Source organism: Pseudomonas sp. LBUM1643, from assembly GCF_059716215.1.
On record NZ_CP166813.1, the window covers coordinates 3,830,334 to 3,846,395 of the forward strand.

The 16,062-nt window shown below is 58.2% G+C and carries 17 protein-coding genes; 7 read left to right on the forward strand and 10 right to left on the reverse strand.

The window, feature by feature from the left end; translation table 11 throughout:
• The first annotated feature begins 11 nt into the window (after positions 1-11).
• From ACA063_RS17110 to ACA063_RS17120, 3 genes are all read left to right on the forward strand, one after another.
• On the forward strand, positions 12-899 hold the full coding sequence (locus ACA063_RS17110) for a DUF2950 domain-containing protein (protein ID WP_497662613.1): 888 nt from the start codon (positions 12-14) through the stop codon (positions 897-899).
• 180 nt (positions 900-1,079) lie between these two features.
• The gene (locus tag ACA063_RS17115) at positions 1,080-2,933 is read left to right on the forward strand and encodes an ABC transporter ATP-binding protein (protein WP_497662614.1); all 1,854 of its coding nucleotides are present in this window, start codon (positions 1,080-1,082) and stop codon (positions 2,931-2,933) included.
• A 112-nt stretch (positions 2,934-3,045) separates the two neighbouring features.
• Entirely contained in the window at positions 3,046-3,777 is a 732-nt protein-coding gene (locus tag ACA063_RS17120; RefSeq protein WP_497662615.1) for a carbon-nitrogen hydrolase family protein, read from the forward strand.
• On the opposite strand, the gene hutG is transcribed toward ACA063_RS17120, so the two are convergent.
• The 6 genes from hutG to ACA063_RS17150 all read right to left on the reverse strand — a co-directional run bounded on the left by hutG (position 3,764) and on the right by ACA063_RS17150 (position 9,126).
• On the reverse strand, positions 3,764-4,567 hold the full coding sequence (gene hutG / locus ACA063_RS17125) for an N-formylglutamate deformylase (protein ID WP_497662616.1): 804 nt from the start codon (positions 4,565-4,567) through the stop codon (positions 3,764-3,766). The two genes, ACA063_RS17120 and hutG, sit on opposite strands and share 14 nt — an antisense overlap.
• Positions 4,564-5,994, reverse strand: coding sequence for a formimidoylglutamate deiminase (locus ACA063_RS17130; RefSeq protein ID WP_497662617.1), 1,431 nt, complete (start codon positions 5,992-5,994; stop codon positions 4,564-4,566). The genes hutG and ACA063_RS17130 overlap by 4 nt, the downstream gene beginning before the upstream one ends.
• A gap of 52 nt (positions 5,995-6,046) precedes the next feature.
• Positions 6,047-6,808, reverse strand: coding sequence for an amino acid ABC transporter ATP-binding protein (locus tag ACA063_RS17135; protein WP_497666542.1), 762 nt, complete (start codon positions 6,806-6,808; stop codon positions 6,047-6,049).
• 11 nt (positions 6,809-6,819) lie between these two features.
• On the reverse strand, positions 6,820-7,485 hold the full coding sequence (locus tag ACA063_RS17140) for an amino acid ABC transporter permease (protein WP_497662618.1): 666 nt from the start codon (positions 7,483-7,485) through the stop codon (positions 6,820-6,822).
• A gap of 68 nt (positions 7,486-7,553) precedes the next feature.
• Positions 7,554-8,309, reverse strand: coding sequence for a transporter substrate-binding domain-containing protein (locus ACA063_RS17145; RefSeq protein ID WP_497662619.1), 756 nt, complete (start codon positions 8,307-8,309; stop codon positions 7,554-7,556).
• Positions 8,310-8,367: 58 nt separating this feature from the next.
• Positions 8,368-9,126, reverse strand: coding sequence for an IclR family transcriptional regulator (locus ACA063_RS17150; RefSeq protein WP_497662620.1), 759 nt, complete (start codon positions 9,124-9,126; stop codon positions 8,368-8,370).
• Between the two features lie 262 nt (positions 9,127-9,388).
• On the opposite strand from ACA063_RS17150, the gene ACA063_RS17155 reads away from it, so the two are divergent.
• Positions 9,389-10,105, forward strand: coding sequence for a class I SAM-dependent methyltransferase (locus ACA063_RS17155; RefSeq protein ID WP_497662621.1), 717 nt, complete (start codon positions 9,389-9,391; stop codon positions 10,103-10,105).
• Positions 10,106-10,299: 194 nt separating this feature from the next.
• On the opposite strand, the gene ACA063_RS17160 is transcribed toward ACA063_RS17155, so the two are convergent.
• Complete coding sequence (locus ACA063_RS17160; RefSeq protein WP_497662622.1) at positions 10,300-11,049, reverse strand: 3-oxoacyl-ACP reductase family protein; 750 nt, start codon at positions 11,047-11,049, stop codon at positions 10,300-10,302.
• 501 nt (positions 11,050-11,550) lie between these two features.
• Between ACA063_RS17160 and ACA063_RS17165 the strand changes: the two genes are divergently transcribed.
• Positions 11,551-11,862 (forward strand): cupin domain-containing protein, encoded by a 312-nt coding sequence (locus ACA063_RS17165; protein ID WP_497662623.1) that lies wholly within the window; start codon positions 11,551-11,553, stop codon positions 11,860-11,862.
• 169 nt (positions 11,863-12,031) lie between these two features.
• On the opposite strand, the gene ACA063_RS17170 is transcribed toward ACA063_RS17165, so the two are convergent.
• Together ACA063_RS17170 and ACA063_RS17175 are read right to left on the reverse strand one after the other, a co-directional pair.
• Positions 12,032-12,511, reverse strand: a complete 480-nt coding sequence (locus ACA063_RS17170; protein ID WP_497662624.1) for a GNAT family N-acetyltransferase — start codon at positions 12,509-12,511, stop codon at positions 12,032-12,034.
• A gap of 34 nt (positions 12,512-12,545) precedes the next feature.
• On the reverse strand, positions 12,546-13,496 hold the full coding sequence (locus ACA063_RS17175; RefSeq protein WP_497662625.1) for a LysR family transcriptional regulator: 951 nt from the start codon (positions 13,494-13,496) through the stop codon (positions 12,546-12,548).
• Between the two features lie 155 nt (positions 13,497-13,651).
• Here ACA063_RS17175 and ACA063_RS17180 point away from each other — a divergent pair, with 155 nt between their 5' ends.
• Positions 13,652-14,845, forward strand: a complete 1,194-nt coding sequence (locus ACA063_RS17180; protein ID WP_497662626.1) for an MFS transporter — start codon at positions 13,652-13,654, stop codon at positions 14,843-14,845.
• Positions 14,846-14,956: 111 nt separating this feature from the next.
• Positions 14,957-15,709: a histidine utilization transcriptional repressor HutC gene (gene hutC / locus ACA063_RS17185; protein ID WP_497662627.1), complete on the forward strand. Its 753-nt coding sequence runs from the start codon at positions 14,957-14,959 to the stop codon at positions 15,707-15,709.
• Positions 15,710-15,839: 130 nt separating this feature from the next.
• Here hutC and ACA063_RS17190 read toward each other — a convergent pair whose 3' ends face one another.
• Positions 15,840-16,049: a hypothetical protein gene (locus tag ACA063_RS17190; RefSeq protein ID WP_497662628.1), complete on the reverse strand. Its 210-nt coding sequence runs from the start codon at positions 16,047-16,049 to the stop codon at positions 15,840-15,842.
• Positions 16,050-16,062 lie beyond the last annotated feature (13 nt).

Below are 16,062 nucleotides of genomic sequence, written 5' to 3' on the forward strand. Positions count from 1 at the left end.
TGAAAATAGGCATGGGCGTGCTTCCTACGGTCATCGCGATAGCGGCCGGTTTGCTGTGGTCGTGCGTTGCAGCGGCACAGCAGGCATTTCCAACGCCGGAAGCGGCTGCGCAAGCGTTCGTCGAAGCCCTGGGGACGGAGCACGCCGACAAGGCGCGCCTGACCGAGTTGCTGGGGGACGAATGGCAAAATTTCGTCCCGCGCGAGGGTGTGCAGCGCGAGGATGTGGATGCGTTCCTGAAGCAATACAAGGAGCAACACCAGATCGAAAAAACCGGTGACGACAAAGCCCATCTGGCGGTCGGCAATGACCACTGGACGCTGCCAATACCCTTGGTAAAAGAAGCCGCGGGTTGGCGTTTCGACATGAAGGCCGGAAATGCCGAAATCCGCGTACGTCGCATTGGCCGCAACGAAATCGCCGCAGTGCAATCGGTGTTGGCCTACCACGACGCCCAGATGGAATATGCCTCGGTTGATCGTGACGGAGACGGCGCGCTCGAGTACGCGCAGAAAATTTTCAGCACCCCCGGCAAACACGACGGACTGTATTGGGCGGACGACGACACGGACCAGATCAGCCCGTTAGGCCCCTCGTTCGGCAAAATCATTGAGGGCGAAGACTGGCATGGCTACCGCTTTCGCATCCTTGATGGCCAAGGCCCCTCGGCCCCGGGTGGCGCCTACAGTTACCTGATCGGCGACAAGATGAGCCGGGGTTTTGCGCTGATTGCCTGGCCGGCGAAATACGATGACACCGGCGTCATGAGTTTCATGATCAGCCATGAAGGCCAGGTGTTCGAGAAAGACCTGGGGCCCGATAGCGAAAAACTCGCGCAGGCGATGAAACGCTTTGATCCGGATGACAGCTGGAAGGTGGTTGCGGACGACCCGCAATAACCCGCTCTGATCTTTATCGCAATGCCGGTGCCGCGTAAGACGGCGCCGGCATGCCCCCGCCACTCCCGCCAGCTTCGGGGCAAAAACAGCCTCGCGATTTACCCTCCTCTGACCGGCAAAATCCTCAAAGCCACCGTTCGATGGCAGAATCCCCTTAACTTGATCGTTTTGGAGACCACCATGCTTCGGGCATTTGAACGAAGACTCGACCCCTTTCCGCCTGACGAGGTACCCCCGCCACCCGACGGCCTGGCGCGATTCCTGTGGGCGTGCACCCGAGGCGCACGCGGCTATATCCTTGCTTTTGCGTTGCTCAGTGCCGGCGTGTCGATCTACGAAGCCTGGTTGTTTTCCTTCCTCGGTCAGGTCGTGGACCTGCTCTCGACCTGGCAGGCAGGCGGCGATGCGGCGGCGCAGGAAAGTCGCGTGCTGTGGGGCATGGGCATCGTCATGGTGGCCAGCGTCGGGCTGGTGGCGTTGCGCACCATGGTGCAGCACCAGATATTAGCGATCAATTTGCCGTTGCGGCTGCGCTGGGACTTCCATCGCCTGATGCTGCGGCAAAGCCTTTCGTTTTTTTCCGATGAGTTTTCCGGTCGGGTCACGACCAAGGTGATGCAGACTGCGCTGGCGGTTCGCGACGTGCTCTTCACCCTGATCGAAATCGCCCCCGGGATCGGCGTGTACTTCATCGCCATCATCGCCCTGGCCGGCGGCTTCGCCCTGAAGCTGATGCTGCCCTTCGTGGCGTGGGTCGCATTGTTCGGGCTCGCCATGGTGTATTTCGTGCCCCGCCTGGGGAAAGTGGGCCAGGAACAGGCCAATGCCCGATCGATGATGACCGGGCGTATCTCGGACGCCTACACCAACATCACGACGGTGAAGCTGTTCTCCCATTCCAATCGTGAAGCGCACTTCGCGCGCGCTGCGATGGAGGACTTCAAGCAAACCGGTTTTCGCCAGATGCGCCTGGTCAGCCAGTTCGAGATCGTCAACCAGGCATTGGTGGTGGCGCTGATCATGGCCGCTGGTGGTTATGCCCTGTGGCTCTGGCACCAGGGCGACGTCGGTGCCGGTGCCGTGGCGGCCATCACTGCCATGGCGTTGCGTATTAATGGCATGTCGCACTGGATCATGTGGCAAATGACCTCGCTGTTCGAGAGCATCGGCACCGTGCAGGACGGCATGGCCACCTTGACCCAGGGCGCCAATGTGCAGGACGCGCCGAACGCCGGTGTGCTGGTGCCCGCCGGCGGCGCGGTGACCTTCGACAACGTCGGTTTCAACTACAACGGTGAACGCCAGGTGCTCGATGGCCTGAGCCTGAACATCCGTCCGGGCGAAAAAATCGGCCTGGTCGGCCGTTCCGGAGCGGGCAAATCCACCCTGATCAACCTGCTGCTGCGCTTCTACGACGTGGACAGCGGTGAGATTCGTATCGACGGTCAAAATATCGCTCACGTGACCCAAGACAGCCTGCGCAGCGCCATCGGCATGGTCACTCAGGACACCTCCCTCCTGCATCGATCCATCCGTGACAACATCGCCTATGGTCGTCCGGATGCGACCGACGCGCAGATCCACATGGCCGCGAAAAATGCCCAGGCCGATGGGTTCATCAGCCAGTTGAGCGACCGCCAGGGCCATACCGGCTACGACACCCTGGTGGGTGAGCGCGGCATCAAACTGTCGGGCGGCCAGCGCCAACGCGTCGCGATTGCCCGGGTGATGCTCAAGAACGCCCCGATCCTCTTGCTTGACGAAGCCACCAGCGCTCTGGACTCGGAAGTCGAAGTGGCCATTCAGGAAAGCCTCGATGAAATGATGCAGGGCAAAACCGTCATCGCCATCGCCCATCGGCTGTCAACGATCGCAGCCATGGATCGGCTGATTGTCATGGATGACGGACGCATCATCGAACAAGGTACCCACGCCGAACTGCTGCGCAAAAACGGCACCTACGCGCGGCTGTGGCACCATCAGAGCGGTGGGTTTCTGGGCGAGGATCAGGGTGTGGCTGAAGCGATGGAATAGCCATGAGTGGCCGTTGCTGGAGTGACGTTCATCCAGCACGGCCTATCGAAAGCGCCAGGATGAGCGAGTCAGAAAAAAACCTTAGCCCCAACACCAGGACGCAAGACTGGATATGAAGCTGATTGCTGTGCAAATACGTTCGACACCCGGCGACATCGAAAAAAACATCGCCAGACACCTTGATGTCATTCACCTGGCTGCGCGCCAAGGTGCCAATCTGCTGCTCTTTCCCGAACTCTCTCTCACCGGTTACGAGCCACGGCTGGCGGAGGCTCTGGCAGTCCACCCGAGTGATGGCCGTTTCGATGAGTTCCAGGTGTTGAGCGATCAATACGGCATGCTCATCGCCGTGGGCGCGCCAACGAAGGGACCCCAAGGCACCGAGATCAGCATGATTGCCTTCCAGCCAGGGCTGGCGCGCACGGCCTACTCAAAACAGCAGCTGCATGCCGATGAACTTCCTTTTTTCACTCCAGGCACTAAAGGGTGTGTGCTTGAGCATGCCAACGTAATCCTGGCTCCCGCCATCTGCTACGAGTCATTGCAATCAAGCCATGCCGGACGAGCTGCCGAGTCAGGCGCTCAGGTCTATCTGGCGAGTGTGGCCAAGTCCGAGAGAGGCGTTAAGTCGGCCTGCAGCCACTATCCGATGATTGCTAAAAAGCATTCCATGACCGTGTTGATGGCCAACTGTATTGGCGCCGCCGACGACTATATTGCAGCCGGTCAGTCTGCCGTCTGGAACAGTGACGGTGAGCTCGTTTGTAGCCTCGACGCCATTCAAGAAGCATTGGTTGCATACGATCTGCAGACTGGAGAAACCGGCGGTTTCAGCTTGGCTTAAACGCCAGGAACTGCTCCACCAACAACGCCAGCACCGGCTTCAGCCGGGCACCCAACGGCTCGTCCAGCGCATAAGGTGCGACCTCCTGCATGTAGCTGCGCTGCGCCAACTCGAGCTGAATGGCATGCACCCGTTGTGCAGGATTGCCGTAAGTGCGGGTGATGTGGCCGCCCTTGAAGCGACCGTTCAACACGGCGGGAAAGTCCGGCGCGGCATCCTTGACCGAGGCCACCAGCGCTTCGGCGATGCCCGCCGCGCACGAGATCCCGTTGGCTGTTCCGAAGTTGAACACCGGCAGTTCACCATCGAACAGATGGGGGATAACCGATCGAATCGAATGGGCATCCCATAGCAAGGCATAACCGTGCGCGGCTTTGATTCGTTCGAGCTCTGACTGCAGAGCGCGATGATAGGGCTGCCAATAGTGCTCAAGTCGACGCGCCGTTTCCGCCGCGTCGGGTGCCTGACCGTCGAGGTACAGAGGCACGCCGTCGAAGGTGGTAAGCGGGCACAGCCCGGTGGTGTTCTGGCCGGGGTACAGGTTTTCACCGTCGGCCGGGCGGTTAAGGTCGATCACATACCGGGAACACAACGGCCGCAAGACGGATGCGCCCATCGCGCTGGCGAAATCGTACAGCGACTCGATGTGCCAGTCCGTATCGTCCACGGCAAGTCCGGTGGGGCTGAATCGACCACGAAGGTCCTCGGGCAGATGGGTCCCCACATGCGGCATTGAGATCAGCAGCGGGCCGCTGCCCTGGTGCAGGCTAAATACGTCGTCGTAACTCATACGGCTTCCTTCAACAATTCGGCAAGGGCGGCACGGTAGTCATGCAGCGCGGTGACCTGCAGCGCGTGCTGGCCGTTGTCGATGACTTTATTGCCGCCGACAAAAACGTCGCGAACCGGTTGACCGCCGTGCTCGCAGAACACCAGCGCAGAGAGCAGGTGTCGGGAATTGTTCGGATCGACATTCGGTGCCTCGGGGTCGATCACCACAAAGTCGGCACGCTGCCCTACCGCCAATCCCGCTACCCGCCGACCGGTTGCGGCGGCGCCGCCGATCACCGCCTGGCTGAACAATCGGTCAGCGATTACCGGCGCGTTGACCTCGGCCAGCACGTTGCGGCGTCGGTGCAGCAGGCGCTGGCCGTACTCCAGCAAACGCAGTTCGGACCATGGGTTGACGCTGATATTGCTATCAGAACCAATCCCCCAGCGACCGTTGGCCGCGAGGTACCGTGGGGCATCGAACAGACCATCGCCCAGGTTGGCCTCGGTCGTGAGGCACAGGCCTGCGGTCGCACCACTGCGAGCGAGGTCGGCGTACTCGGTATCGGTCATGTGCGTCGCATGCACCAGGCACCAGCGACTGTCTACGGGCTGACGCGCCAACAACCATTCAACCGGACGCTCGCCGAGGGTGGCGATGCAGTCGTCGACTTCCTTGGTCTGCTCGGCGATATGAATGTGGATCGGCGCCTGGTTGTCATCGGCGTTCAAACCATTCAGCAGCGTCGACAGCGAGGCCTCGGACACGGCGCGCAATGAGTGCGGCGCCACGCCATAGCGCAGATTGGCGTGTTCGGGCATGGATGCCTTCAGCCGCTGACGCAGTTCCAGAATCCAGTCTGGCGACGAGATGAAACGCTGTTGGTGGGCCAACGGCTCGGTCTGCCCAAAGCCGCTGTACTGATAGAGAACCGGCAACAACGTCATGCCGATGCCAACCTCCTGCGCCGCGCTGACGATGCGCTGTGCAAGCTCTGCCGGATTGTCATAGCGCTGCCCTGCAACGCCATGGTGCACATAGTGAAACTCGCACACCGATGTGTAACCGGCCTTGAGCATTTCGATGTAGAGATGGCGGCCGATGGCGTGCAAATGCTGCGGCTGCAAACGCTGGGCGAACCGGTACATCAACGTGCGCCAGCTCCAGAACGAATCGGACGGATCACCCATGGTTTCGGTCAGGCCGGCCATGGCGCGCTGGAACGCATGGGAATGCAGATTCGGCATACCACTGACCACGGGGCCATCCGCCAGCGGCATGTCCGGGCTGCGGTCGGCATCGACACGGATCTCGGTCAGGTCGCCGGACTCATCCCAGCGCAACAGCACGTTGTTGTGCCATCCATCCGGCAGCAGAGCACGTTCGGCAAACAGGCTGCGATGAGCCGAAACAGGGCTTGAATCGCGATCAACGGGAGCGTTCACATCAACATCGGGTTCCACGGTAACCTCGCAAAAACAGACAGGAAAGGGCCAATCAGCCGGCGTGCGAAGCGTCGCGTGAGAGAACGCTTTGCAGGAAGCTGCGGGTGCGCGCTTCCTTGGGTGCGGTGAACAACTGAGCCGGTGGCGCCGCCTCGACGATTGCGCCCTGGTCCATCACCACCACCACGTCGGCCACTTCCCGGGCAAAGCCCATCTCGTGGGTAACGATGATCATCGTCATCCCTTCTGCGGCCAGGGTCTGCATGACCTGCAACACCTCTCCCACCAGTTCCGGGTCGAGGGCCGAGGTCGGCTCATCGAACAACATCACTTTGGGGTCCATGGCCAGCGCGCGAGCAATCGCCACTCGCTGTTTCTGGCCACCGGACAACGTGCCGGGATAGACATCGGCCTTGTGTTTCAGCCCCACCTTATCGAGCAACTGCAAGCCCTGCTCATGGGCTTCCTTGCGCGATTTCCTGTGCAGGGACAGGGGTGCCAGCGTGACGTTTTCCAACACCGTCAGGTGCGGGAACAGATTGAAGGACTGAAAGACCATGCCGACTTCGCTACGCATTTCATCCAGCTTCGCTTCGGACATCATCTTGCCCTGCTCCACCACGGTGTGACCGCACACGTGAAGCGTGCCCCCTTCCGCAGTTTCCAGGCCGTTCATGCAGCGCAGGAAGGTACTTTTGCCGGAGCCGCTGGGCCCGATCACCACCACGACCTGGCTGGTCTCCACGGAGAAGTCGATGTTATGCAGGACCTGATGAGTACCGAATGATTTGCTCAGGTTCTTGATGTCGATAATGGTTGCACTCATCACGCTCTCCCGTCCGCACGCAGCATCTGTTCAGTTCTGCGCAGAATCAATGTTGTGGTACCGGTGAGCATCAGATAAATGAGCGCGATGGCCAGGTACACTTCCAGCGAGCGGTAGGACACGCTGATGATTTTTTCGCCTTCGTGCATGACGTCGGCAATGGTCAACAACGAGACCAGCGCAGAGTTCTTGATCAAGGCGATGAACTCGTTACCCAGTGCAGGGATCATCCGCACAAACGCCTGAGGCAGGATGACCTTGCGCATGGCCATGCGGTACGGCAAGCCCAGCGAGCGAGCGGCTTCCATCTGGCCTTTTTCGACGGACTGGATGGAGCCACGGACCACTTCCGACACATAGGCCGCGCTGTAGATGCCCAGGCCGAAGATGCCGCACACATACGCGGGCAATTGAATGCCGAAATGCGGCAAGCCGAAGAACAGGATGAACAGCTGCACCAGCAATGGCGTACCGCGCACCAGCGTCAGGTAAACGGTGCAGAAACCGTAGATGAGGGTGCGGTCTTTGTTCAGCCGACCGAGGCCGATCAACAGTCCCAGAATACAACTCAGTACCAGCGCTGCTGCCGTGATTTCAAGGGTGACACCAGTGCCCGCCGCGAGCGCGCGCCAGCCGGCCCAGACCGGGGAAAAATCGAGGTCCATACATGTACTCCACACGTTAAGCCTGTCGAAGCCATCCGGCGCGAATGCGCTGGACAGCTATCAGGTCATTATTCTTTGGTTGTGCCGAACCACTTTTGTGTCAGTGCTGCGTATTCACCGTTGCTGCGCAATGTTTGCAATGCCTGGTTCATTTGCGTGGCCAGTTCGGTGTCGTTTTTGCGGATGGCAAAACCGTACAACTCGGTGGTCAGGCCTTCATCGAGCACCCGAACCCTTGGCTCGGACTTGGCGTATTCCACCGCCGCAGGCCGACCGGTAACGGCAGCGTTGACCCGGCCAATGGTCAGCAGGTCGAACATGGCCTGGTTCTTCTCGACTTCGACAACCTGGACCGCCGGGTAATTATTTTTCAGGAACTCGATGGATTTAGTGCCCACCTGCGCGGTGACTTTCTTGCCCGCGACCAGGTCTTTGGGCGAATTGATCGTGGTGTCGTCCTTAAGGACCAGCACAGCCAGACCGCCGCGGTAGTAGGTGTCGGTGAAGTTGACGACCTTGCGACGTTCGTCGGTCATGTAAATGGCCGAGGCCGCCACGTCGAATCGGTTGGAAATCAGCCCGGGAATCAGCCCTTTAAAGCCGATGTCGACCCATTCAACCTTCTTGCCCATTTGTTTGCCCAAGGCTTCGATCAAATCAACATCGAAGCCCGTCCGTTGGCCGTCCTTGATGAATTCCATCGGTGGGAACGTGGCGTCGGTACCGACTCGCATCACCTCGTCCGCTGCCTGGGTCGGCAAGCAGAACAGGCTTAACAGGGTAAATACCGCTGCAATCGGGCTAAACAACTTGGAAGCTTTCATCAACAGGTCCTCGGCGAGGGTGAGTTCTGAAGTGGTCAGAACATTAGTTAACCGACAGCTAGAAGCGATTGCAGATACGGCTGCCGGCTTTTCTTGTAAGACTGATCAGTTCAGCGGCGCGTGGCCCGACTCTTAACGAAGGCGCCATCAAGGTGATGGTGCCTTGGAGAATTTCATCATGTGAAATCAGCGGCACACTGACCCCCCATACGCCCAGGTCGACTTCACTTTCGCTGACTGCGAAACGGTTCTTGCGAATTTCGGCGAGCTCCTTCTCCAAGGCCTCCTGGGATTGCGGCTCATGAGCCAACTGCTCCTGAATAAGGCGCTGGCTTAGTTCTTTGGGCAGAAAAGCCATCAGGCTTTTTGCGGAGGCGCCGTGCATCAACGGATGCGCGCGACCCTTGGTGAATGAACAGCGCAGCGACCGGCTGCACTCTTCCATGGCGATACAGAGCATCTGCTCGTTGCTGTACACCAGCAGGCCGACACTCTCGCCGCTGCGTTCCACCAGGGCGCTGATTTCGTCACGGCTCTGGTTGATCAGGTTCGAATTCTGATCAAAACCCCAGGCCAGCTGCACGCCCGTAGCCCCCGGCTCGAAGAGGCCGGTGGTCATGTGTTCCTGCAACAGCCCCCACTTCTTCAGGACGGCCAAGTGTCGATAAACCGTACTTAACGGCATCCCCACTTGCGAGGCTATGCGCTTGGCACCTATCGGCTGTCCGGTCTTGGCCACACATGCCAACACCTGCAAGACACGATCGACGGTGCTTTTACTTCCAGAGTCGTTCATGACTTCAGTATAAATACCCATTATCAGTTTTGGACTCGCATTCTCATCCTGTGGGAAACACGAGAATAATTTTTTGAGAGGTGCCTGATGACCACAGCAGCGTCAGCAGCCGTCGAAGCCATATCGCAAATGGCGGATCACTTCTCTACAAGGCTCCATCAGTCGGGGCGGAACAAAGCGCCTTGCGTCCTCCATTCCGCACAGGAATGCAGGGCATGAAATTAATGAATTTTCGTTATCGCGCTCTGTGGCGTAGCTTGATTTGAGGACATGGAGAACCGCCTTGAAATCAACCACGCTCAACTCCGCTGAAAAATTCGATACCTCACGCGCCAATGAGTACGGACGACAAAGCCGTATTGCACTCGCGGGGTATGACGCCTGCCAGGACCTGGCGGCGTGCATGCTGGCAGCAAGCCTGGGCACCACAGACGCGGCTAGGATTCTGGTAGTCGGCGCTGGCGGAACGGCGCAGGAAATTATCGCGATGGCTACGCTCGAGCCCGGTTGGCGCTTCACTGCTGTTGACCCTTCGGAGCCCATGCTGGACGCAGCGAAGCAGCAGTTAGCCGCCAACAACCTGCTTGAAAAAACGGACATGCACCTTGGACATGTTGAAGACCTGCCCGCCGACGCGTCATACGACGCAGCCACCCTGATCGGTGTCTTTCATCATCTCGAAGGGGATGACGCCAAGCGACAGATCCTGCGATCCATTCGAGCTCATCTCAAGCCGGGTGCGCCGCTGATTGTGGCGGGCAATCAATACGCTTATGCCAGCCAGCCGTTACTGTTGGCTGCTTGGGGTCAGCGGTGGCGGCAGCACGGTGCGAGCGCGGATGAGGTGAAAGCCAAGCTGGGGAAAATCCTGCAAGGCGCTGACCCTCCCCATTCGGAGGCGGCGGTTCAGAAGCTGCTGCATGAGGGTGGGTTCGGGGACGCCACCCGGTTTTTCAGCAGCTTGTTCTGGGGGGCTTGGTTGGTGTGTAAGACGGGGTGAAGATAAAAACTACAGTGTGCATTTGGCGAACTTTTTTCTGGTGGCCAGGTAGCTGCCAATCGTCGAACGTACGGCCTGGGTCGTTTTCTGCCTCTCTCGACGGGCAGAAAACGGCCAATTGGAGCCATTCAGGTGCGTAGGAAAAATAGAGGCAACCCGGGACGAGCGAATAGCTGGCCCCATGTTGCAAAGAACTAAGCGGAGAAACCACCGTCAATCGTCAAGCTGGCCCCGGTGATGTAGCCTGCTTCCGGACCGGCCAGGTAGACAACAAAGCCGGCAATTTCTTCTGCCTTGCCGTAGCGATCCAGTGCCATCAGACCTTTCAGGTACTCGGCGCCCTCGCCATCGGAGGGGTTCATCTCGGTGTCCACTGGACCGGGTTGCACGTTGTTCACGGTGATACAACGCGGACCTAGGTCGCGGGCCATGCCTTTGGCTAAGCCGACCAGCGCCGATTTGCTCATGGCGTAAACTGCGCCGCCGGCAACCGGGATGCGCTCGGCGTTGGTGCTGCCGATATTGATGATGCGCCCGCCGTCGACCATGTGCTTGGCAGCTTCCTGACTGGCGACGAATACACTGCGCACGTTGACCGCTAGGGTATGGTCAAGCTGCTCCAGGGTGAGCTCCTCGATGCTACCCCAGGCAAGAACGCCGGCGTTGTTGACTAAAATATCCAGGCCGCCGAAGTACTCGACTGCCGCGCGAATGGCCTGCTGCACGGCTGCGGCATCAGCACTGTCGGCCTTGAGGGCAAGGGCCTTACCACTAGCCGCAATCACTTCACTGGCCAAAATATTGGCCCGCTCGGCAGAAGATACATAGGTGAAAGCCACTGCCGCGCCTTCACGGGCCAGGCGTTTGACGATGGCCGCGCCGATACCGCGAGAGCCGCCTTGGACGAAAGCCACTTTTCCTTGCAGAGTTTGGGTATAGGTCACGGTGTATCTCCATTACGAAAAGTTAAGTCAGCCTGACTATGGTGTGAGCAATCTATCGGCATGGACCTTGGCTCGCTTAGCCATGGCCTGTCGGGGTATGTATGCATAGCCACGTCTGTGAATGTGAAGGCATAGAGCATCGCAGTTATCGGTTAAGTCAGGATTATGGGATTCCGCTTTGGGTCGAGTTCAGCCGGTTAAAACAGGCAGCTATTGGCCGATTCTGTTGAAAAAGTCGGTCCTTCCAGACTGCCCGCATACTGACTGCTGAAAAAAGCCTTTTTGCGCGCAGCTACGCGAAATCTGAGCCCGAAACCCTCTACTCAAAGTAAAGATTTCAATCTCAAGCGTGTACTTTTCTGACGTGGAAACCAGGGCCGACTTTTTCAACAGAATCAGCCAAAAGCGGGCGCTCAGTCCGGCCTCTTTTCGGTCAGCAGTGGACGGTCACGTTTCTGATAGATTGGTACGAATTCACTCTTTATTCGAGAAACACCATCAATGAAGGTTATTCGCAGCAAGGATTTCACCGCCACTCGCGCCTGGGGTGCTCACGACATAACGAACATGGATGGAACCACCGTTCGCCTCCACTGGACCGACCAGCCCTACAAGTGGCATGTCAATGATGGTGAGGAGGTTTTCGCAGTCCTCGACGGCACGGTAGATATGCACTATCGCGAGTCAGGCATTGAACGGGTCGTAACATTGGAGGTAGGCGATGTGTTTTTCGCAGGGGTTGGATGTGAACATGTTGCGCACCCTCGTGGAGAAGCGCGGATTCTGGTTATCGAAAGAGAGGGCAGCGTTTAAGTTGCCCAGGCTTTACCAGCGCTCTGACAGATCGATCAGGATCGATAGCGGGTGTTGGCGACTGGCCGATTACTGCCATTGGCGAAAGCCAGGAAACGGCGATTCTCTGTCTGTGACGGCAAGTTGAAAACAACCTGCCATTCCTTCAGCCAGCCGAGCCCTCAGTGACTCAATCTCCCAGCCAGCACATTGTCTGAACCGTAATATGCGGATGACTTTCCAGCGGTTTCCATTCATCCAGGAAGATAAACCCCTGTTTCAGGTAGAAGCCGCAAGCTCTCGCATTATCTGGAGAGACATCGAGAAAAACGCGATCAAACCCCTTTTCCCCTGCGCGAGCCTTTACGGCATCAACCAGTTGAACGGCCACTCCGGAGCCCCGTGCGGCAGGCTCAATCCACATTCCGATCAAGTTGAAGCGGTTCGCGTTACTGACGGCGGCACCGATCATTCCGACAGGTCTGTCGCCGTCGAGGGCCAACCAGAATGACGTTCCGGTTGATGATGCTCGCTCTTTCCACTGTTCGTCATCGTAGGAAGCGGCGGTCTGGTAACTCACGCCAAACGCTGTGGGTGTGTCCAAGAGCGCGGCGAGTCGGACTTGCTTCAAAAGCATCCAGTCCTTTGTTTGCGTCGGTCGAATATCCATGATCGTCCTTAAAAGTTAGCAACATCTCAACGTCTCATAAGCGTCTCGAGGCGGCAACCCTGGTGTTGCCCGCTTGAATCTGCACCAACCCTGCCGCAAGTGCCTCCAGCAAAGCACTGACTTTCGCAAGCCGCTCACGGCTTTTTGGCCACACCAGATTGATCGCCTGCCCGTCGGTTGCCCGGTCCGGTAGCACTTCAACCAACGTGCCCTCTTCAAGCTGACGCTTGATCAACCACGTCGGCAACTGCGCGATACCGCACCCCGCCGACACCGCGATCACCAGACCTTCACCATCGCCCACGACGAGGCTTGCAGGTACGACCCGGCGTTCAATCTCGCCTGGGTTGCTCCCGGAAAAACTCCAGGGGTGGACGCTGCCATCTGCCCAGCCGTAGGCGATGCACCGGTGATGGTCCAGATCGCGATCCGTCATGGGGGTGCCGTATTTGCTCAGGTACTCAGGCGACGCACAGAAGACATGCCACTCGTTGCCCAGGTAGCGATGCCCCAACGTGGCGGGCCACAGGGGCGAGCCACCGATGCGTAAGACGATATCGAGGCCTTCTTCGACGGGGTCGATGAGACGGTCTGAAAACGAAATGTGGGGGAGTAGCAGCGCGTGCTCCCGGGCAAACTTCAGAATGACGGGAAGTGCCTGCAAGCGGCCAAACGCGCCTGGCAGGCCGATGCGAACCCTGCCACGAGGCTCGGTGTTTTCGGCGTGCAGCGACAGCTCGGCTTCTTCGAGGTCGGCCAGCACGCCCGTGCATGTTCGATAGAACGCAACGCCCGCATCCGTCAGAGACAAGCTTCTCGTTGTGCGGTGAAACAACCGACTGCCAAGCCGGCTCTCCAATCGAGTGATGCTTTTGCTGACGGCCGACGCGGTCAGATTCATCCGCTCGGCAGCTGCCTTGAAGCCGCCGGAATCGGCTACGCAGACAAATACATCAATGCCCTTTAATCGCTCAGAGGAAAACATAAACGTTCCATACTCATGAATTCAGTTCCGACCATTCGATAAAAAACGTCACTAATCAGAACAGCATTCCCCAGTAAGCTTGATTCCTGCGCATCAATCAACGTTATGCGAGTTGCAACCGCCCTGAAAACCACCTGTTCAATGACGAGGCAAGGATGCTCACCACGCTAAAAAACTACCCGGCAGCGATCAAATTGCTGCTGTCGGCGTCTTTTGTATTGACCCTGGCGCGAGCGATCACCCTGCCCTATCTGGTTATCTACCTTTCCAGCAGTTTCAGCCTGAGCGTCGCCGATATCGGCCTGGTCATTGGCAGCACGTTGATCATTGGATCGTTGCTGAGTCTGTATGGCGGTTTTCTGGTCGACAAGATGTCCAGTTACCGGCTCATCCTGGGCTTCAGCGTTGCATTCACACTGGGTTTTCTCGGGACGTTTTTTGCTCGGGATCTTTGGCTGTTCTACGGCTGCCTGGTGTTGATCAACCTGGCTTACGCGGTCATTGAAATCGCGGTCAAATCCGGCTTTGGCAGCCTGCTGGCGGTGACCGATCGCAGCGAAGTGTTCTCGATCAAATACACGCTGACCAACGTCGGCTATGCCGTCGGCCCGTTTCTTGGCGCCGGATTGGCGAAACTGGATATCGGCTTGCCGTTCCTGTTGTCTGCGGGGCTGGGTGCAGGGTTTTGTGGGGTCTATTTCTTTTGGGGCAATAGGGGTGTGACTGCAATCGATGCAACGCAAAACACCTCCCCCTTCCTGGCCGTGGGAAAGCTGTTGCTCAAGGACTATCGGCTGGTGTGTTTCACCCTTGGCGGGCTGCTCACCGCCGTGGTGTTTGGCCAGTTCACGGCGTATCTCTCGCAATACCTGGTGGTTACTACGACACCGGAAACCACTTACCAGATCATCAGTGCCGTGGTGGCGACCAATGCGCTGATGGTGATTGCCCTGCAGTACGCCATTGGCAGACGGATCTCCCAACGACACCTGAATTTGTGGCTGGCGGCGGGGCTGAGTCTGTTCATGGTCGGTGTGGCGGGCTTTGCCCTGTCGACCACCCTGTTGCTCTGGGTCCTGTCCATGGCGATTTTCACGGTCGGCGAGATCATCGTATTTCCCGCCGAATACATGTTCATCGACCGAATCGCTCCCGACCATTTGCGCGGCATGTACTACGGCGCACAAAACCTCTCCAACCTTGGCGCAGCCCTCGGCCCGGTGCTGTGCGGCATCGTCCTGGCCAGCTACCCGCCCCACTGCATCTTCTACATGCTCGCCCTCTTCATTGTGGCGGGTGGTGTGTTTTACTTTTTGGGGGCGTCCCATTCGAAGAAGGCAACGGGGTGACATAGCCCTCCTCAGGTCGACACCTGGTCTGCGCATAGGCGTATCACCCGTAGCTGAGTAAACTAGCCCGCATGCTTGTCGGAGCAATTCTTTTTCACATCAGGAATCAACGTGGCCAAATCTATTGAGGAAACTGCATCCCTCGAGTCCTTCTCTCTCGAGAGCCCCTCGCCTCTGTATGCGCGGGTCAAGCAAATCATCATGCAGAAGATTCGCTCCGGTGCCTGGCTGCCCAATTCCAAGCTCCCGTCTGAAAGCGAACTGCTGAACCTGCTGGGCGTGAGTCGCATGACCATCAACCGGGCCCTGCGGGAGTTGACCATCGAGGGCTCACTGGTACGGATGCAAGGCGTCGGCACTTTTGTGGCGGAGCCCAAGGGGCATGCGGCGCTTTTCGAGATTCACAACATCGCGGAAGAGATTGAAGCTCGCGGTCATGAGCATCGCTGCGAAGTGATCGTGCTCGAGGAAATGCCCGAGCGTGCACGTGCTTCGATGCCCTTTCCGCTCGAGGGGGTCAAGCGGCTGTTCCACTCGGTGGTGGTGCACCACGAGAACGGTGTGCCGGTGCAGATCGAAGAACGCTTCGTCAATGCCGAAGTGGCACCGGCCTACCTGCAGCAGGACTTCACCCGGGTCACGCCCTACGCCTACCTGATCCAGTTGGCGCCACTGACCGAAGGCGAGCATGTGGTCGAATCGATCCACGCCAAAGCCGCGGAGTGCAAACTGCTGCAGATCAAACGCTATGAGCCGTGCCTGTTGATTCGTCGTCGGACGTGGGCGGCGAAGGGTCAGGTGGGTTGCGCCCGCCTGGTTTATCCCGGCTCGCGTTATCGCCTGGAAGGCAAATTCGGTAACTGAATCACTGATCGAGCGGCCCCCGCCTGCCGCTCGACATGCCCTTTGTTGCACCTCTTCTACTGACACTGTTACTGCCACTGGCCCGAGTGGCAGAAAGGTGACATTTCGAGACTGACCGCGCACCAAAGTGTTACGTAACGCTCACCACCCCCGGACCAAATTCGCAAAGTTGCAACAGGACTTTCAAACGTCCTCTTATGAGCGTGATTTTTTCTTTTTTTTTAACTATTTGATTTAAATCACATTTCACCGTTTTTAAGGCTTCGATGATCAACATCAATCCAGGTTGTGGCCCCTCACTTGCATTCACTTGTACATACAGGTTGGTATAAGCGCACATGTATATGCACGTC